At 61.6% G+C, this 18913-nt stretch carries 19 protein-coding genes; 7 read left to right on the plus strand and 12 right to left on the minus strand.

Annotation, left to right across the window (positions count from 1 at the left end; translation table 11 throughout):
- Positions 1-149 precede the first annotated feature (149 nt).
- The 9 genes from AB1S50_RS07365 to AB1S50_RS07405 form a co-directional block, all read right to left on the minus strand.
- Positions 150-665 (minus strand): disulfide bond formation protein B, encoded by a 516-nt coding sequence (locus tag AB1S50_RS07365; RefSeq protein WP_367149899.1) that lies wholly within the window; start codon positions 663-665, stop codon positions 150-152.
- Positions 662-1264: an acyl carrier protein phosphodiesterase gene (locus tag AB1S50_RS07370; protein WP_367149900.1), complete on the minus strand. Its 603-nt coding sequence runs from the start codon at positions 1262-1264 to the stop codon at positions 662-664. Before AB1S50_RS07370 ends, AB1S50_RS07365 begins: the two co-directional genes overlap by 4 nt.
- A 21-nt stretch (positions 1265-1285) precedes the next feature.
- Entirely contained in the window at positions 1286-2872 is a 1587-nt protein-coding gene (gene gshA / locus AB1S50_RS07375; RefSeq protein WP_367149901.1) for a glutamate--cysteine ligase, read from the minus strand.
- 62 nt (positions 2873-2934) lie between these two features.
- A complete protein-coding gene (locus AB1S50_RS07380; protein ID WP_367149902.1) occupies positions 2935-3393 on the minus strand; it encodes a hypothetical protein in 459 nt (152 codons plus the stop codon).
- 107 nt (positions 3394-3500) lie between these two features.
- A complete protein-coding gene (locus tag AB1S50_RS07385; RefSeq protein ID WP_367149903.1) occupies positions 3501-4754 on the minus strand; it encodes a malic enzyme-like NAD(P)-binding protein in 1254 nt (417 codons plus the stop codon).
- 129 nt (positions 4755-4883) lie between these two features.
- Positions 4884-5705 (minus strand): thermonuclease family protein, encoded by an 822-nt coding sequence (locus AB1S50_RS07390; RefSeq protein WP_367149904.1) that lies wholly within the window; start codon positions 5703-5705, stop codon positions 4884-4886.
- 28 nt (positions 5706-5733) lie between these two features.
- A complete protein-coding gene (gene rpmE / locus AB1S50_RS07395; RefSeq protein ID WP_367149905.1) occupies positions 5734-5946 on the minus strand; it encodes a 50S ribosomal protein L31 in 213 nt (70 codons plus the stop codon).
- 168 nt (positions 5947-6114) lie between these two features.
- Positions 6115-6411: a transcriptional regulator gene (locus AB1S50_RS07400; RefSeq protein WP_367149906.1), complete on the minus strand. Its 297-nt coding sequence runs from the start codon at positions 6409-6411 to the stop codon at positions 6115-6117.
- Positions 6408-6980, minus strand: a complete 573-nt coding sequence (locus AB1S50_RS07405; protein ID WP_367149907.1) for a hypothetical protein — start codon at positions 6978-6980, stop codon at positions 6408-6410. The genes AB1S50_RS07400 and AB1S50_RS07405 overlap by 4 nt, the downstream gene beginning before the upstream one ends.
- Before the next feature lie 267 nt (positions 6981-7247).
- Between AB1S50_RS07405 and AB1S50_RS07410 the strand changes: the two genes are divergently transcribed.
- From AB1S50_RS07410 to AB1S50_RS07440, 7 genes are all read left to right on the plus strand, one after another.
- On the plus strand, positions 7248-9491 hold the full coding sequence (locus AB1S50_RS07410) for a primosomal protein N' (protein WP_367149908.1): 2244 nt from the start codon (positions 7248-7250) through the stop codon (positions 9489-9491).
- Positions 9492-9609: 118 nt separating this feature from the next.
- Positions 9610-10179, plus strand: a complete 570-nt coding sequence (locus AB1S50_RS07415) for an SPOR domain-containing protein (RefSeq protein ID WP_367149909.1) — start codon at positions 9610-9612, stop codon at positions 10177-10179.
- Between the two features lie 157 nt (positions 10180-10336).
- The gene (hslV, locus tag AB1S50_RS07420; protein WP_367149910.1) at positions 10337-10876 is read left to right on the plus strand and encodes an ATP-dependent protease subunit HslV; all 540 of its coding nucleotides are present in this window, start codon (positions 10337-10339) and stop codon (positions 10874-10876) included.
- 40 nt (positions 10877-10916) lie between these two features.
- Complete coding sequence (hslU, locus tag AB1S50_RS07425) at positions 10917-12233, plus strand: ATP-dependent protease ATPase subunit HslU (RefSeq protein WP_367149911.1); 1317 nt, start codon at positions 10917-10919, stop codon at positions 12231-12233.
- Positions 12233-12607 carry a gamma-butyrobetaine hydroxylase-like domain-containing protein gene (locus tag AB1S50_RS07430; protein ID WP_367149912.1) on the plus strand — a complete coding sequence of 125 codons (375 nt, stop codon included), beginning with the start codon at positions 12233-12235 and terminating at the stop codon, positions 12605-12607. The genes hslU and AB1S50_RS07430 overlap by 1 nt, the downstream gene beginning before the upstream one ends.
- Before the next feature lie 224 nt (positions 12608-12831).
- The gene (locus AB1S50_RS07435; RefSeq protein ID WP_367149913.1) at positions 12832-14367 is read left to right on the plus strand and encodes an alkaline phosphatase; all 1536 of its coding nucleotides are present in this window, start codon (positions 12832-12834) and stop codon (positions 14365-14367) included.
- 17 nt (positions 14368-14384) lie between these two features.
- Entirely contained in the window at positions 14385-15959 is a 1575-nt protein-coding gene (locus tag AB1S50_RS07440) for an alkaline phosphatase (protein WP_367149914.1), read from the plus strand.
- Between the two features lie 76 nt (positions 15960-16035).
- Here the strand turns inward: AB1S50_RS07440 and AB1S50_RS07445 are convergent, their stop codons facing one another.
- From AB1S50_RS07445 to AB1S50_RS07455, 3 genes are all read right to left on the minus strand, one after another.
- Positions 16036-16881, minus strand: coding sequence for an SPFH domain-containing protein (locus AB1S50_RS07445; RefSeq protein WP_367149915.1), 846 nt, complete (start codon positions 16879-16881; stop codon positions 16036-16038).
- Between the two features lie 167 nt (positions 16882-17048).
- Positions 17049-17510, minus strand: coding sequence for an NfeD family protein (locus tag AB1S50_RS07450; protein WP_367149916.1), 462 nt, complete (start codon positions 17508-17510; stop codon positions 17049-17051).
- Positions 17511-17640: 130 nt separating this feature from the next.
- Positions 17641-18534, minus strand: a complete 894-nt coding sequence (locus AB1S50_RS07455; protein WP_367149917.1) for a CHAD domain-containing protein — start codon at positions 18532-18534, stop codon at positions 17641-17643.
- Between the last annotated feature and the right edge of the window lie 379 nt (positions 18535-18913).

Consider the following 18913-nt stretch of genomic DNA (forward strand, 5'->3'; position numbering starts at 1 on the left):
TCCCTCCCTGCGCGCCTTTACATGACCGGGGGCACACCGCCGTTACCGGTTGTACACCTTCGGGTTACTGCGTCTACAGGGCCGCGGGGGTCGAACAGGACGGCCGGAGTCGTTCCGCTATTGCCGCTGCAATCACCTACCCCATGCCCTTAGCGGTAGCCGCCGTTATTGCCCCGGCCGGTGCGAAATGCCTGCCAGATACCGAAGAGCACCAATCCCACGAAGCCAATGGTGGCCCAACCGGGGATGCTGATACCAAACAAAGTCCACTGTACTTCCGCACAGTTGCCATCCCCGGTAAGTAGTGTGCGCACCACGTCGTACAGGGGAAAGGCATCCAACATATAGGTGATACCCGGCCCGCAGGCGGGGACCTGATCTTCCGGCAGGTTCTGCAGCCACAACTGCCGAACGGAAAAATACAGCCCCCCCAGTGCCCATAGGGAGACCAGCAGGCCGTAGATACGCCGACCCACAGTGCCCGGGTTGTGCACAAATCCAATCAGTGAGACCAAACCCACACCGAGAAACATTACCCGCTGGCTGATACATAGGGGGCAGGGCTCAAGGCCCGCCACATACTCCAGATAAAAGGCGGCTCCGAGCAGCACAACGACGGCGACAAACATCAGCAGGAAAGTGATACGCGGATTGGGAAGAATCATCGGGAATCGGCTCCTGGATACTGCTGTCGAAATCGCTTGGCTTCCAGCAGCAGGTAATTGAACAAATCATTAAAAATTTCGGTCAGCGCCACACGTCCGTCAATCAGCTCCGGCAGGGCCTGCTGCAGCGGCAGCGGCCGGCTCAGACGCTCGCTAACCCGCGTTAAAACACGGGCAATCCCCTGTTCGTCGCGATAACTCTGCAGCAGTGTAAATTGTTCTGCACGACAGATAAATGCCTGGGCAGGGGGTGGAATGTAAAGTTTGCGGGCCCGGAAATCCGTCCAGCACTGGCTACAAAACGCATCCAGCGGTTGCGGATACCAGTCGTCCCAATGGCGGCTGAGGAGATGGTCAAACCAGATATCCAGGATAATGCCCCCGTGGCGCCGCCACCGCGGATGCAGGTTGGTCAATGCCAGCTGGTAGCTCGGGTGCCTGTCCGCGCTGGCATCGATGCGCCGGTGGAGACGAATCCCCGCCTCAATGGCTTGCGGCCGCTCACCGCGCAGGGGCCCTTTGACAAAATCCCCCAGCAGTCCCCCAAGGCGCCAGTCCGGATCGGGGCCGGAAAGCAGCAGGTGAGCGAGATAGTTCACGGTCGGATCAGTGAGAAACGCTCACTGGCGCTGGCAAAAAATGTACTGGGCATAATATTTGCCGAGGAAGTCCTCAAAACACCCCTCGTCGGCGGCCTCCAATTGGGCCCTGCGCTGCAGCGAACTCCAGGCTTCCGCGGCGAATTGAGCCTGCGCGGACGGCTCCAGCGGCCGCTGGAGAAAAAACTCGCGGTGCTGTTCCGCCTTGCCGGCGGCCCAGTTAAAGAAGCTCTGCTCATTCCGGGCCAGGTCGTCGAGTATCCGCGCTGCCGGGGTGGGTGCGTCACCGCGCAGCACAGCGCTCTGGGCCTCCAGTGCCCGTTGGAAATTGTCACCGTCCCAGGCTTGATCGAGGAGATCCGCCAAGGGAGCCATCTCCGCCAACAGCTGCCCGGCCCAGTCGGAGAGATGGACTTCTTCACCATTCCGGATCAGTTGCAGCTGGGGGTCGCGGCCATCATAGACAATACGCCGCTGGTTTTCCTGCACCGACCTGTAGTCCGCCTCATCGGCTTTGGGGCTTTTGTCCAGCAGGCAGTGCAGCAGAAAAATATCCAGGAAGCGCATCTGCACCGAGTCTATGCCCAGCGGAAGATAGGGGTTGAGATCGAGGCAGCGCACTTCGATATACTCGACACCGCGCTTGTCCAGTGCCGCCAGTGCTGTCTCACCCGGTCCGACCGGATTTTTGGGCCGGATCGGCGAGTAGAACTCGTTTTCGATTTGCAGCAGCCCGGTGGACAGCTGCTGGTAATCCCCCGCCGCGTCTTTGACCCCCAGCCTGTGGTAGGGCGGATAGGGCCGGGTAATGGCGGCACACAGGGTCGACAGGTAGCTGGGCAAATCGTTATAGCAGACGATCAGGGACTTTTGCTCGTTGCTGTTATAGCCGAGATCGCCCATGCGCAACGAGGTGGCGTGTGGACTGTAAAGGGTGGAGGCATCGCCATCGAATCGCTGCAGATTGTGCTGGCGTCCCTGGACAAAGGTACTGCACACGGCCGGGGTGGCGCCAAACAGGTAGACCAGCAGCCAGTAGTGCCGGCGGAAATTGCGGATCAGGTCGAAGTAGCGGCGGGTCTTGAACTCGCCCAGTTCCTCGGCGCTCTGCTCGAATTCCCGCAGCCACAACCAGAATTCTTGTGGCAGGGAAAAATTGTAGTGAATGCCCGCAATGGTCTGCATAGCGCGGCCGTAGCGCAGGCCCAGCCCGAGCCGGTAAACGGTTTTCATGGTGCCGATATGGGAGTGGCCATAGCGGGCTACTGGGATGTCCGCATCGGTGCCAATGTGGCAGGGCATACTGTTGACCCAAAGCCGTTCGTCACCGATCTGACTGTATGTATAGCGGTGAATGCGGTCGAGTTGTAGCAGGGCCTCTTCCGGCGTCGCCACCGGCGGAGTAATGAACTCCAACAGTGCCTCGGAGAAATCCGTGGTAATACTGTCGTGGGTCAGGGCTGACCCCAGGGTTGCCGGGTGGGGGGACTGCGCCAGCATACCGCTTTCGGTCACGCGCAGACTCTCCTTCTCGATACCGCGGCGAATGCCCTTCAGCAATTGCAGCGAACTGGGTCGGGCCAGAGCGGCCAGATAGGGGTTGGGCACGCGAATCTCCTTGGGTTGCCGGTACCGTCTTGGCGCCACGCGCGCTGGCCGGCCCTAAATTCTCAAACCTCTGCGGTTCCGGCGGTGGATTCGAAATCTGTGGCGGCAATGTGGTCGTCGCCACTCTCCGGGGGTTGGAGAGGGGGCACCTCGGGGGGCTGGCCCGGGGGTACTTCCGGATGCTCTGCGGGCTCCACCTCGGGGGCCGGCTCGGGGTTCAGCTCGGGGCTGCTCTCCGGTGGCAACTCCTCCGGCACACCCGCAGGTATCTCCGGCTCCCCCGGAACGGGTTCGCCCAGGGCAGCTTCCGGCACCTTTGGCCAGCCTTTGCTGTCCAGCGGGCACTCCAGCAACTCGATCCGCAGGGTGACATCACGGGTGTTGGCTTCGAACATCTGGTTGATGGCGACATCCTTGTGAGCGCTGCGAAACAGGCGCCCGGCCTCGCGACCATCGATCCATTCGTTGCTTTTACTCAGAAAAAGCTGGTGCTGGTTGGTCAGCACATAGACGTGGGTCATGGGGTGGAACAACTTTGATGCTGTGACAGGAGAGCAGTGTAGCGATGGCAGCTGTACAGCTCAAGAAGTAGGCGAATCGCTGTTTTCATCGCGGCCCCCCCCATCGCTCAGCGCAGCTCCGGCGGGTAGTGCCCGGGATAGGGCAGGCGCGCCACACCGCTGTCCACTGCCGCCCGCGCCACTGCCGCCGCCACTTGTGGCAGCAGGCGCGGATCTATGGGTTTCGGCAAAATATAGTCCGGCCCGAAACACAGTTCGACACCGCCGTAACCCTCGCGTACCGAGTCCGGTACCGGCAGATGTGCTATGGCACGGATAGCCTCTATTGCCGCCAGCTTCATATCCTCGTTGATACACACTGCGCGCACATCCAGTGCGCCGCGGAAGATAAACGGGAAACACAGTACATTGTTGACCTGGTTTGGATAATCGGAGCGGCCGGTGGCCATAATCAGATCGTCGCGCACACTGTGGGCCAGCTCCGGGGCAATTTCGGGATTGGGGTTGGAGCAGGCAAATACCACCGGGCGCGGCGCCATGCTGCGGAGCTGCTCCGCCGACAAGAGGTCCGGGCCTGAGACGCCGAGGAAAACGTCCGCGCCCGCAATGGCGTCGTCGAGGGTGCGCATATCGGTATCCCGCGCCCACTCCCCCTTATAGGCGTTGATATCGGTACGCCCGGAGTGAATCACGCCGCGGCTGTCGAGCATGGTGATCTGCTCCTTGCGCATCCCGGCCGCCAGCATCAGCTTGCAGCAGGCGGTTGCGGCGGCACCCGCACCCAGGCACACCATACGCACGCCACTGATTTCCTTGCCCTGGATTTCCAGCGCATTGAGCATCCCGGCCACAGTCACTATGGCAGTGCCGTGCTGATCGTCGTGGAACACCGGCACGGGGCAGCGCTCAATCAGCACCTCTTCGATATGGAAACACTCCGGCGCCTTGATGTCTTCCAGATTGATGCCACCAAAGGTGTTGGCGATGGCAGCCACAGTCTGGATAAATTGCTCTGGGCTGTCGGTATCCACCTCAATGTCCACGGAATTGATACCCGCAAAGCGCTTGAACAGCAGGGATTTGCCCTCCATCACCGGCTTGGATGCCAGCGGGCCCAGATTGCCCAGGCCCAGGATAGCGCTGCCGTCAGAGATAACCGCTACCAGATTGCCCTTGCCGGTGTAGCGATACGCCGCCTCCGGGTCTTTGGCAATCTCGCCCACGGGCTCCGCCACGCCCGGACTGTAGGCGAGAGACAGGTCCTCCTGGGTCTGGGCGGGGGTGGTGAGTTCCACCGAGAGCTTGCCCGGTGTGGGCAGGGCGTGGTAGTCGAGCGCCGCCTGGCGCAGTGAGTCGCTCATCTTGAGGCTGTCTCTAAAATTCAGAGGTTGAAATACTCGGCCGGCCGGCTAGCGGGCCCGGCTACTTCGGGGGCCGGAGAATAACCGATGGCCACTGGCACCCACAAGAGAGCAGCGGCATGTGGACCGTTAGTCCCTACTAATTTTAAGGGAGAATTTGGAGTCCACCGCAATAAACCAGCGCTTGTGGTGAGAATTCTGGGACAGATATTTCGTACCCCTGTCTACCAGCCAACCCCTAACCTCTATTTTGGCCCCTTGCCAGTCGCTCGGGGTCAGCTGGCCATATTCCCCGGAGTTGCTCAGCCGCAGGGTCACGGGTCCATCCAGGTGGAGCCAGAGAAAGCGGTTGTACTCCGCCTTTTGCACCCTGCCCAGCAGCAGCACAAAGCCGCCATCACCAGGGCCCACCTCCGCGGCGTGCAACGGGGGCCAGGCCCCCGGTGCCCAGACACCCAGCGCTCTCTGGCGCGCCCGCTGCTCGCGCTGGGACAGGCACTCCGCCAGTGTCAGGTTGGGGGCTATCGCTATATGGAAGGCCAGCCCGGCGGACAGCAGTGCCGACTCCAGGCTTTCACCGCGGTGGTTGTAGACATGGGCCAGCAATCGTCCATAGCGGTCGTAACGCTCCTGGTCGAACACCAGTTCCAGGCCCCCGTTGCCGAGAAAGCGCTCGCTGAACCGCTTGGCCTCCTGTGCCAGCGGTTGTGCAGGAGCGTCGGCCCGTGCCAGCTCCGGTGTGTTCACGCCGATCAGGCGCACTCGGCGCCCGTCTTGCAATATCAGCGTGTCGCCATCGCGCACCTCGCGCAGGGCCACCAGCTCATCCGCCGGTGCGAACACACAGTCGACAGCGACCGGCAATACCGGCAGCAGGAGATAGGCAAGGGCACCTAGACAGACCCGCAACGCGGCCCCAAACCAGCTCGAGCCCATTGTGCCGGGGGCCACGTCTGCGGCACCCGGTTGCCGGGCGGCTCTACTTGGAGATACGGCTGCCGAAACGTTTCTTGAAACGGTCAACACGGCCGCCGGTAGTGGCCTGCTTCTGCTTGCCGGTGTAGAAGGGGTGGCACTGGGAGCAGACGTCTAGCTGCAGGTCTTTGCCCAGGGTGGAACGGGTCTTGATCACGTTGCCGCAGGAACAGGTGGCCGTAATATCTGTGTAGGCGGGATGGATATCTGCTTTCATGATTGCCTCTTTTCGAATCCGCCACCCGATCCATTGCCGGGCACGGAGTCGTCATTGGTACAGGAACTTCGGTGTTGCCACCTGGATTCCGGGCTGGTTAAAAAGTCGGCGCATACTATCAGATCGGCGCCGTGGTTCAAGTCCGGATTTGCCGTTCCAGCCCCAATTTCAATCCGCCGCCGAGATCAGCTGCCGCAGTGCCTCCAGATGCCGCTGCAGAGCCCGACTGCCATCGCTGGTGAGGTGGTACCAGGTGACGGGGCGGCGCTCGACGAAGTCCCTGTCCAGACCGATATAACCGCACTCTTCCAGGCGCCGCAGCTGGGCGCCCAGGTTGCCATCCGTGACTTCCAACTGCTCCTTGAAGCGGGAAAAGCTGATCTTTTCATGCTGTGCCAACAGCACACAGACGGCGAGCCGCACCCGGTGTTCCAGGACCGGGTCCAACTGTTTCAGAGCCTTCACTGTGCAGTTCCGGAAGGCCGGTTCGCTACGCGCTGGGCAATGCCGCTGCCCACCAGCGCAAAGCCGACAAGCACTCCCGTCAGTGTCCAGGCGTAGGGAGGGGAGAGGAGCACCATAACGCCGTAGCAAGCCAACATCAAAAAGCCACTGTAGAGCAGTGGCCGGTCCAGATGGACGCCCGCCAGACTGTAGGACAGTCCGGCAACCAGCAGAAACAACTCCGGTCCGCCCCAGCCAGATCCGCTCATCATGGAGGCAAAGGCCAACAGGAAGGCGACACCAGTTATCAGCCAGTGCAATCCGTATCGGCGCCCCAGAGCAGTGTTGTTGATGCCCCTGCGGCGTTCATTGCGCGTGCCCAGCCACCAACTGAACAGGCCCCCCGCGGTGCCCGCCACCAGGAAGTAGATGGAGGTAAACCGCGGCGCCAGGTCCACCAGGGTAAAACCGATAAAAATCACCGGGCCCCACAGAAAATAGAGAGCCGGTATGCCCCCGCGCACCTCCCCGTTGCGCACCGCGCAGGTAACGTAATCCAGGTTGTCCTTGATTCTATCCACGTCAGTCATGGCACTATCACTCGCTTGTTTTAATAGATAGCTCTAAATAATAGAGTTGCTATTCATAATACTCTAATATTTAGAGTGTGCAAGCAGAAGTCGCCCTCCCTGTACCTGGCCGAGCCAGCCGCTACACTAGCAGCCTGCTGAAAAAGCCTTCCCTGGCTTTTCTCAGCCCGGGTTTGCGGCCTGTGTCCACAAGCCCTCCACGACAGATTGAGCCGTTACACGCTGGATTGGCAGCCCGAACATCGCTGCTCGGGACAGCAGGGCCCAGTGACTTTTAAGATTTTCGACGGAGGTAGGGTGCAGCAGGCGGTTCCACAGGGGGTCATCCTGAGGCTGGCAGTGCCGGTGCCACTGCGGCGGCTGTTCGACTATTTGCCGCCGGAGGGTCTGGACCCCCAGCTTCTAGCGCCGGGCCAGCGCCTGTGGGTGCCCTTTGCCGGGCGCAGGCTGGTGGCGGTGCTGGTGGAGATAGTGCAAGAATCACCACTGGCGGAACTGAAACCAGCTCAAGAGTTGATTGACCGCACCGTACTCTTCGATGAAGGCAGCCGCAGTTTTCTCAGCTGGATCGCGGGCTATTACCAGGCTCCCCTGGGTGAGGTTTACGCGGCCGCAATGCCCGCCGCGCTACGCAAAGGCAAATCTGCCCACCACTGGGCCGAACAGTGGCTGCAGTTGACCACGGACGGCAAGGGGTTGCCGGACTCGGCGCTGGCGCGCGCGCCCAGACAGCAGGCACTGCTGCAGCTGCTGCTGCGCGAGGGCAGACAGAGCCGCACCTGCCTGAAAACCCGCAAGCATGGCTCGGCGACGGTTCGCGCCCTACAGGAACGCGGCCTGGTGGAGTGGGTGGCGGGCCCCACGGTGCCGCCGCCAATGCCAGAGGTGGAGCCCTCCCCGGCTCCACAACTGAACAGCGAACAGCAGCTGGCACTGGACGCGGTGAACTGCAGCAGTTTTTCCGCAACGCTGCTGGAGGGCACCACTGGCAGTGGCAAAACGGAAGTCTACCTGCGCCTGGTGGAGGGGGTCCTGGCGGCGGGACGTCAAGCGCTGCTGCTGGTGCCGGAGATCGGTCTCACGCCCCAGACCCTGCGCCGTATCGCCGCGCGCTTTCCCGGGCACAGTATCGCCGCCCTGCACTCGGGTCTGGCCGAGGGGGAACGCGCCCGCTCCTGGCTGGCCGCCGCAGCCGGACAGGCGGATATCGTCATTGGTACCCGCTCGGCAATTATGACTCCACTGCCCAGGCTCGGCGCAGTATTGGTGGACGAGGAACACGACGCCTCCTTTAAACAGCAGGATGGTGTGCGCTACTCAGCCCGCGACCTGGCGGTGGTGCTGGCACGCAAAGCCGGCGTGCCAGCCCTGCTGGGCTCCGCCACGCCCGCTTTGGAAACCCTGCACAATGCCCTGAGCGGCCGCTACCAGCACCTGCGTATGCGCCGCCGCGCCGGGGGAGCCCGCGCGCCACAGATCCACCTGGTACCCACCCTCGGGGAGCCATTGGAGGAAGGGTTTGCGCCGCAGGTATTGCGCCATATCGGTGACACCCTGGCGCGGGGTGAGCAGGTATTGGTGTTTATCAACCGGCGGGGGTTCGCGCCGGCACTGATCTGTGATGAGTGCGCCTGGATCGCCGACTGCCCGCACTGCTCCAGCAAGCTGACCCTGCATCGCCGCCAGCGCCAGCTCCGCTGTCACCACTGTGATTACCGCCGCCCCCTGATGGACAGCTGTCCCCAGTGTCACAGCCGCTCAATCTCAGCGCTGGGGGGCGGTACCGAACGCAGCGAGGAACTGCTGGCGCGGCGTTTCGCGGGCTATCCGGTGATCCGCGTCGACCGGGACACCACAGCCAGCAAACAGGCACTGGACCAACTGCTGGCGCCCGCCCGCAATGGCGAGCCCTGCCTGTTGCTGGGGACCCAGATGCTGGCCAAAGGGCACCACCTGCCGCGGGTAACCCTGGTAGTGATTCAGGATGCCGACGGCGGTCTGTTTAGCGCAGACTTCCGCGCACCGGAACGCACCGGCCAGTTGCTGGAACAGGTGGCCGGCCGCGCCGGCCGCGGCAGTTTGCCCGGGCGGGTGCTGGTACAGAGCCGCTTCCCCGAACACCCACTGCTGCAAACGTTGCTGGAAAAGGGCTACAGTACTTTTGCCCGCCAGCTGCTGCGCGAGCGCGCTGCGGCACAGCTGCCCCCCCTGAGCGCCATGGCCCTGGTGCGCGCCGAGTGCGAGGAACCGTCCTGGGCCGAGGGCTTTTTACGGGACGCGCGCCTGTTTATGCAATCTCTGGCACCGCCCTCAGCGGATTTGCGCTACCTCGGACCGGTACCGGCGCTGCTGGAGCGCAAATCCGGCAGGTTTCGCTTCTATATTCAGATAACGGCCGGGCAACGCAGTCAGTTGCAACCGCTGCTGGCGCGCCTGTGCCAGTGGGCCGAGGGCAGCAGCAACCGCCGCCTGCGCTGGGCGGTGGACATGGATGCGCAGGAGCTCGCCTGAACCTATCGCCGGGAATTTCTTGTTTGGGCTCCGGGCGCGGGTGATAAACGGTACAATGCTGCGCCGGGCACAATATCCACCACTAGAATCCACCACTAGAGAACCGTAAGAGAAGCCGATGAGCCGTCGCAATGCCAGCCGCCGCAGTCCTGCGGGCAAGCCCCCTTGGGTCTGGTTCGTACTGGGTAATTTTGTGGGCGGCTTCGCGGTGTTTATGATCTTCGTCAGCGGACTGGAGCCGGCCCAGCCCGGCGCCCAGCCGCGACAACAGACGGATCAGCAGCCACAGCAGACGCGCTTCGATTTCTACACCCTGTTGCGGGACAGCGAAGTCAGCGTGCCGCCGCCGAAGACCGCCAGACCGGCGCGTCGCCTGGATGGCGGCAGCAGCAGTGGTGCCGGCAATCCAGCCCCGCAGCCGGCACAGCCCGTCGGAGTAAATCCCAACTACAGCTACATACTCCAGGCGGCGTCATTTCGCGACGCCAAGGAAGCGGAAAAACTGCGCGCGCGGCTGACCCTCGCCAATCTCGACGTCAAGGTGGAGACAGCCACCGACAGCCGCGGCACCTGGCACCGGGTCCTGGTCGGCCCCTACCGGAGCCGCTCACAGATGGCAAAAGCCCGCCAGGTGCTCGCCGACCACCGCCTGATGCCTCTGGTACTCAAACGCCCGCACGACTCCTGAGTCCCTCCGACGACCCCTGCAATACCCGGGTGGGGCGATAATCCGCTCACGTCGCCAACCGCCCCCCGGTCCCGGCCTTTTGCCGGCCCTGTGTTGAAAAGCCGGGCCATCGACCTCACCTATGCTAGTCGATACGCAATTTAAGAGGGGCGCACAGGTGCAACAGTATCGCGGAACCACCATTCTCTCCTGCCGTCGCAATGGCAAAGTCGTTATTGGCGGCGACGGCCAGGTGTCTATGGGAAACACCATTATGAAAGGCAATGCCCGCAAGGTGCGCCGCCTGTACAAGGACCAGGTTATCGCCGGTTTTGCCGGCGGTACCGCCGATGCCTTTACCCTGTTCGAGCGTTTCGAGGCCAAACTGGAAGCCCACGGCGGCCAGCTGACCCGCGCTGCGGTGGAGCTGGCCAAGGACTGGCGCACCGACCGCGCCCTGCGCCGGCTGGAGGCACTGCTAGCAGTCGCCGATGCCAGCGCCAGCCTGGTGGTTACCGGCAATGGCGACGTAATTCAGCCGGAAGACGACCTGATCGCCATCGGCTCCGGCGGCCCCTTCGCCCAGTCCGCTGCCCGCGCCCTGCTGGACAACACTGATATGGAAGCCCGCGCCATTGTTGAACAGGGTTTGAAGATCGCCGGAGATATCTGCGTCTTCACCAATCAGAACCACACCATCGAGGAATTGAGCTATTGAGTGGCTCCCCGCCTCGCAGTCAAGGTTACCGAGAATTCTTATGTCCCAAATGACCCCCCGTGAAATTGTGCAGGAACTCGACCGCCATATCGTCGGTCAGCAGGACGCCAAGCGCGCCGTGGCCATAGCGCTGCGCAACCGCTGGCGCCGTATGCAGGTGAGTGAAGAGCTGCGCGCGGAGATCACCCCGAAGAATATTCTTATGATCGGCCCCACCGGTGTGGGAAAAACCGAGATAGCCCGCCGTCTGGCCAAGCTGGCCAACGCACCCTTTATCAAGGTGGAAGCCACCAAATTTACCGAAGTGGGCTATGTGGGCCGCGATGTGGAATCCATAGTGCGCGACCTGGTGGAAATGGCGGTGAAACTGGAGCGGGAAAAGGCCATGGAATCGGTGCAGCAGCGGGCTCTGGATGCCGCCGAGGAACGCGTCCTGGACGCTCTGCTGCCCCCCGCCCGCGGCAGCGAGCCGTCGGAAAAAGATTCCGGTACCCGGCAGCTGTTTCGCAAAAAGCTGCGCGAAGGTGACCTCGACAACAAGGAAATTGAAATCGACCTGGCCGTCTCCCCCATCGGGGTGGAGATCATGGCGCCGCCGGGCATGGAGGAAATGACCAATCAATTGCAGGGCATGTTCTCCAATATGGCCCAGGGCAAGACCCGCAAGCGCAAACTCACCGTCAAACAGGCGCTGAAACAGCTCAGTGACGAGGAGGCAGGCAAGCTGATCAATGACGAGGAGATTAAAAGCCGCGCCATCCAGGCCGCGGAGCAAAACGGCATAGTGTTTCTGGACGAACTGGACAAGGTGGCCAAGCGCCAGGAGGGCGGGGGTGCCGACGTGTCCCGCGAAGGAGTGCAACGCGACCTGTTGCCGCTCATTGAAGGCAGCACCGTGACCACCAAATACGGCATGATCAAGACAGACCATATCCTGTTTATCGCCTCAGGTGCCTTCCACCTGGCCAAGCCGTCGGATCTCATCCCCGAGCTGCAGGGGCGGCTGCCCATCCGCGTGGAGCTGAGTTCACTCACCTCCGCGGATTTCGAACGCATTCTCACGGAGCCGTCGGCGTCCCTGACCGAACAGCAGAAGGCCCTGCTGGCCACCGAGGGGGTAAAACTGCAGTTTGCCGAGGACGGTATCCGCCGTATCGCCGAGGTGGCCTGCGAGGTCAATGAACGCACGGAGAATATCGGTGCACGCCGCCTGCACACAGTGCTGGAGCGTTTGCTGGAGGAAATTTCCTTCGATGCCAGCGACGACCAGGGTTCCCTGACTGTGGATGCGGCTTACGTGGACAGTCACCTGGGCGAACTCAGCCAAAATGAGGACCTGTCGCGTTTTATTCTGTAATGAAACCCCACAAAATCCGTTTGAATCGCGCAGAGAAAAACCTGTGGCTACTATTTGATGACGGTGACTTCACCCTGCCGGCGGAGTACCTGCGCGTCTACTCCCCCAGCGCCGAGGTGCGCGGTCACGGCGGCGGTGAACCCAAGCTGGTCAGCGGAAAAATGCATGTGGGGATCGACAGAATCGAGACCGCCGGGCGCTATGCACTGAAAATCGATTTTGACGATGGCCACGATACCGGTATCTACACCTGGCAATACCTGCATACGCTGGCTATCGATTATGTGGCCAACTGGGACCACTACCTGCAGCGATTGCGCGCCGCCGGCAAGGGGCGCGACCCGGATGAACAAGCGGTGAAATGGATGGGCTGACATCACTGCCTTATTCGCTGTGCCGGTGGGAAAATCGTGCAATAGACACAGGCTGTACTGTCGTCCCCAACAACCCTGGTTGTAGCACCTTCCTGCACTCGCGTTTTTCAGCCCGGAGGCGGCCAGCTCCGCAAAAGAATTCCCAGGCCTGATCGATACATCATACCGCTGTCATATTTCCGGACTCTAATGCTCGCCAAATTCACGAGTTTCGGAGAACCATCGTGGCAAAAAAACTTGTCCGCGCACTCGGCGCCCTGTGCCTGACACCCCTGGCCCCAGCCCTGTTATCCGCAGAACTGCCCGACTATCAGATCAGCAGCGACTGGTTTACTGAGGGCAGTGAGCACCTGAAAGAGCGCGCCTCTCTGTCCGAGCGGGGCAAAACAGCAAAAAATGTCATCCTGTTTGTGGGCGACGGCATGGGCATATCCACCCTTACCGCCGCGCGTATCCTGGAGGGGCAGCTGCGCGGTGAGCCGGGGGAGGAGAATTATCTGGCGTTTGAACGGTTTCCCTACAGTGCGCTGATCAAAGCCTATAACACCAATCAACAGACCCCGGATTCCGCCGGGACCATGACCGCGATGATGACCGGGGTGAAGACCCGTGCCGGGGTGATCAATATTGATGGCGGGGCTCAGCGCGCTGACTGCACCGGCAGTGCGGGTAAAGAACTCCATACCTTTCTCGAACTGATGGAGAGTCGCGGCAGGTCCACCGGCATAGTGTCCACTGCCCGTCTCACCCACGCGACCCCCGCCGCCACCTATGCGCGTAGCCCGGAGCGCGGCTGGGAGTACAGTGCCGAAGGCCCCTGTGTGGATATCGCCACACAAATGGTGGAGTCGGAGTATGGCGACGGTATCGACGTAATGCTCGGCGGCGGCCGCCGCAGTTTTACGCCCACCAGCGCGGAGGGCCGGCGCAAGGATGGGCGCGATCTCACCGGCGAGTGGCTGCGGCGCTACCAAGGCCAGCAGAATGCGCTTTACGTGCAGACCGGTTCCGAGCTGGCCGCCGTCGACTTCTCCTCCACGGAAAAGCTGCTGGGTCTCTTTACCAGCAGCCATATGAGTTACCATGCCGACCGCACCGCCAGCGGTCGCGATGAACCAAGTATCGCCGAAATGACCGTAGCGGCAATCGATCTGTTGCAGAAAAATAGCAACGGTTACTTTCTGATGGTGGAGTCCGGCCGCATTGACCATGCGCACCACGCCGGCAATGCCTACAATGCCCTGCACGATACGCTGGCCTTTTCCAACGCGGTAAAAACAGCGCTGGACAAAGTGGATCTGAACCGTACGCTGGTCCTGGTGACGGCGGATCACAGCCATGTCATGACCATCGCTGGTTATCCCACCAGGGGCAATCCTATTCTCGGAAAAGTAGTGGGCAATGACAGCAGCGGTGCGGCGGAATCCCAGGTGGATACCGCGGCCGACGGCAAGCCCTATACGACCCTGGTCTACGCCAACGGCCTGGGTTACGCCGAGCTGGGTGACAATACCGATGCGGACGGCCGCTACAGCCTGGCCGCCGACAATGGGCGCAAAGATCTCAGCGGGGTGAACACAGTGGCGTCCGGATACCACCAGGAAGCCCTGGTGCCCTTGAGTGCGGAGAGCCACGCCGGTGAAGATATCAGCCTGCATGCCATCGGCGCTGGCGCCGAACTGGTGCAGGGAAGTCTCGAACAAAGCGTTGTTTTCCACTTGATGGCCGGCGCAACAGCCTTATCGGTGACTGAAGAATAAATTAGGGGTAATGCACCATGAAAGTTTTCTCTAAGACCACTTTGGCCCTCTCTGTGGCCCTGATCGCCGCTGGCTGCAGTGATGACAATAGCAACCCGGAACCTACCCGGCCGTCGGAGCCGCAGGCACAGGCGCTGAGCCTGTCACCGGCCCAGCGCGACAGCGACTGGTTTAAGGCGGGGCAGCAGGCCCTGGCTGCAGCCCAGGCCCAGCGCATTAACAATACTCCCGGCGCTGCGAAAAATATTATTTTGTTTGTTGGCGATGGCATGGGCATCTCCACCGTGACCGCAGCGCGGATCCTGGCTGGACAACAACAGGGGCGCCCGGGTGAGGAGCACCAGTTGAGCTTTGAGCGGATGCCGTTTGCGGGACTGGTGAAAACCTATAACACCAACCAGCAGACCCCCGACTCCGCCGGCACCATGACCGCGCTGGTCACCGGTGTGAAAACCAAGGCCGGTGTATTGAGTGTGGCGGAGGATGTGGCGCGGGGGGACTGCGCCGCCAGTCTGGATCGCCAGCTGACCACCGCCATCGAACTGGCCGAAGATCTGGGCAAGAGCACCGGCATCATCAGCACCGCGCGGATTACCCACGCCACACCGGCGGCCACTTATGCCAAGGTACCCGAGCGGGGCTGGGAGGCCTCCGCCCCCGAGGGCTGCCGCGATATCGCGGCACAATTTGTCGAGTTGCAGGCGGGCGATGGTATCGATGTGGCCATGGGCGGGGGCCGGCGCAACTTCCTGCCCGTGGATGTCACCGACCTGGAGGGCGGGGAAGGCCGCCGTGAGGACGGCCGCAACCTGGTCCAGGAGTGGCAGGCGCGCTATAACGACGGCGTCACCAATGCCGCCTATGTCGAGGACAGCGCTGGTTTCGCGGCTGTGGACACAGCCTCCACAGACAAACTGCTGGGCCTGTTTAACGGTTCACACATGCGTTACGAGGTGGACCGCGGCAACGACATTGCCGGCGAGCCCTCCCTCACCGAAATGACTGCCAAGGGTCTGGAGCTGCTGCAGAAAAATAGCAATGGTTATTTGCTGATGGTGGAGTCCGGCCGTATCGATCACGGTCACCACGCCGGCAGCGCCTATACCGCCCTTACGGACGCGGTGGAATTCGACCGGGCCATCCGGTACGCCATGGACCACACCAGCCCCGAGGACACGCTGATCATCGTTACCGCCGACCACAGTCATGTGATGACCATTGCCGGCTACCCGACCCGGGGCAATCCGATCCTCGGCAAGGTCATAGGCAACGACGCCAGTGGTGAGGCGGAAATTGCCCATACCCTCGCGGGGGACGGCCTCCCCTACACCACGCTGACTTACGCCAATGGTCCCGGCTACAGCTCCGACGACAACGGCGGGCGCAAAGACCTGACCAGCATTGATACTACTGCCGTGGACTACCGCCAGGATGCCCTGGTGCCTCTGGGCAGTGAATCCCATGCGGGTGAGGACGTGGGTGTCTGGGCGCGGGGTCCCGGAGCCCACCTGGTCAGCGGTACCAACGAACAGAGCTACCTGTTCCACGTAATGGCCCGCGCCGGTGGTTTGCTGGAGGGAGCTGGCAACTAAACGGGGCTTTGCTCACCTGTTCGACCAGCGTCCTGTAACACCGGCGGTGGATAGTCCGCCGCCGGTGTCGTTTACACTAGCGGTTCAACAGCCCCTTCACCGCCTGGGGCAGATCCGCCGGGAAAATCACGTTCTTGGCATTGTCGGACTGGGAGAGTTCGGACAGGGCGCCGATATAGCGCTCACCGAGCAGATACATCACCGGCAATTCCTGCTCCCCTATGGCCTGGGTCACCCGCTCGATGGCCTCGCGGCTCGCGTCAGCCAACACCACCTGGGCCTTGGCGTCGCGCCTGGAGGCCTCCAGGCGGCCGTCCGCCTCCAGAATCGCCGCCTGCTTTTCCCCCTCGGCCCGGGTCACGGTCGCGCGGCGCTGGCGCTCCGCCGCCGCCTGCTCCTCCATCGCCGTCTGCATGGTTGACGAGGGGTTGATATCCTGGATTTCCACGGTTTTCAGATTGATACCCCAGTCGGCGATATCATCGGAGATCCCCTCCTTGAGTTTCGCCTTGATCAGTTCCCGCGACGACAGCGCCGCATCCAGGGACATTTCGCCAACGATGGAGCGCAGTGCCGTCTGCACCAGATTTTGGATGGCGATAGTGTAGTCCTCTACACCGTAAACCGCTTTTTCCGGCGAGATGATGTTGATGTAGGCTACCGCGTTGGCGATGATGGTGGCGTTGTCCTGGGTGATAACCTCCTGGGACGGTATATCCAGCACTATGTCCTTGGTGGTGACCTTGAAGGGAATCTGATCGATATAGGGGATAACCACATTCATGCCCGGAGGCAGCGTCTTGTGGTATTTACCCAGCCTTTGAACGATGTGTTTGAAACCCTGCGGTACAATACGTACCCCCTTGGCGATGGTGATGACCACCAGTGCCACCAGCGCCAGAACAACATATAAACCTTCCACCAGTTTCTCCTCCCCGGATGCTAAAGCGATTTTTGTATGGGCCCCTGACGGGCCGCTGCCCCAAACTGGGACTTTTTGGTTGCAAATCAAACGTGTAACGGCTTGATTTGTCGCGCAGGGTTTGCGGACCTTGGCCGCAAACCCTGGCTAAGAAAAGTCATAAATAGTCAGGCAGCCGTAACAATCAGCGTATTGCCGGAAATTTTGCCGACCTTCACCCGCTCGCCGACCGCTATATCGTCGGTGCAAATAAACAGCCATTCTTCTTCGCCGAGAATGGGCGCCGGGAATTTCAGCTTGCCGCGGCTTTTGCCCGCGTTGGATTCAATCACCATACCCACCTGTCCATACAGCGCCTCCGCGGCCATGCCGGCAGTGGTGCGATCGCGCCATTTGGGCTTGATAAACTTCAGCCACAGCAGCAGCGCCGCTATGGAACCTGCGGCCCACAGCAACAGTTGCATGGCAATCGGCATATCCACCACCAGCAGCAACACCCCCATCAACAGCGCCGCCAGCCCGAACCAAAACAAAACGAATCCGGACACGAAGATTTCGGCAGTTACCAGCAGCAGTCCCAATACCAGCCAGTGCCAGTAGGCGATATGTGTATTCAACCAGTCCAGCATGGCCTGTTTCACCCTGTTATTTATTCGTGGCGCTTATTATGCCAAAAATTATCGACGGCCGATGCATTGGCCTGTGGCTGCTGCTTGGGGGGCACGCTACCCACCGGGCACCCCCGCATCAACCCGCGACCTATTTGTGCCCCCGGGTTAATGGCGGTGCGGCTTTTCCGGCCGGGAACAGATCCGCACTCAGCCGCTGAATCCCTCGGTACAGGGTGGCCCCCCGCTGTCCGGCAATCTCCAGCAGAGCTACCAGTTCACCCGGCGGTATCTCCCGCTCCGCTGCCAGCAGCTCGCACAGCAGGTGCAGGTCGCGCCAGTCCCCCAGCATCCGGGAGAGCGCTTCCAGCGGGGCACAGCGGTCAGCCAGGGATGGATAGCGCTCTTGCAACAGGCGGCAGTGGTACCAGTGGTCTTTGGTCCGCTTGCGATATTCGTGCAGCGTCCCGGCAGCCCTCCGGGGAATCGCCCTGGCTTTTAATTTGCGGGCACGCCCATAGGCACGGAAAAATCCGCGCTTGCCCTGTCTCCAGCGCAAATCCACCAATGGCCAGTCCGGTATCCGCCCCGCCCCCCGGCGCAGCGACTCGGCGGCCTGCGCCAATGCCGCCCTGTCCCGCCGCCCGCAGCGCGCGGCAATAAAAGTGTGGATCCGGGGAAAATCCTGCGGTGTGGCAATGGCGGCATAGGCGTCGCAAACCGACACCATATCGCGATTGGCGGCCAGACGGCGGGCCAGGGTGCGGTAGTGGGCATTCTCGCGCCGGTACAGCGCCTCATGCCCGCCCCGTATCAGGCGCAGCAGGGCGCGCATCTTCTTGCAATGCTTGCGCAGCTCGTGCACCGCCTCCGGTTCCGGCAGTTCCCCGGAAGCCGTGGCGGCAGCGGTTACCTCGGCCTGGGCCGCAGCCTTGATGGCGGCAGCAAATGTCTCCCTGCTGTTCAGTCGATAAGCCATGTATTCGCTGTTGCCCAATCCGTGCCCACGAATCCAGCGGGCCGGTAACAAACCGGAAGCCGGCACAATAATCTCTGCACCCGCACATCCCTGCCAGCTTTTCGGCCGCCGGCGGCCGCACTAGCAGGCTGTTGAAAAAGTGTTTTTCAGCAGCCTGCTGTCCCGAACAGGGATGTTCGGGCCGCAAATCAAGCATGTAACTGCTTGATTTGTCGTGGAGGGTTTGCGGACATGCGCCGCTAACCCGGGTTGAGGAAAGCCAGGGAGGGCTTTTTCAACAACCTGCTAGGGCCCGTTGACATTAGGGAACGTCTGAATAACTCAACAATCGCTACGGCAGTATCAGTATTTTCTGGTGCGGGCCTGAATTTGACCAAAACAACCCTGAGATTGTTTGTTTTTTCACCTGGAATCTACTTCTCAGCAGATTCCAGGTGCACTGGCC

The sequence above is a fragment of the Microbulbifer discodermiae genome, assembly GCF_040742695.1.
Classification (GTDB): Bacteria; Pseudomonadota; Gammaproteobacteria; order Pseudomonadales; family Cellvibrionaceae; genus Microbulbifer.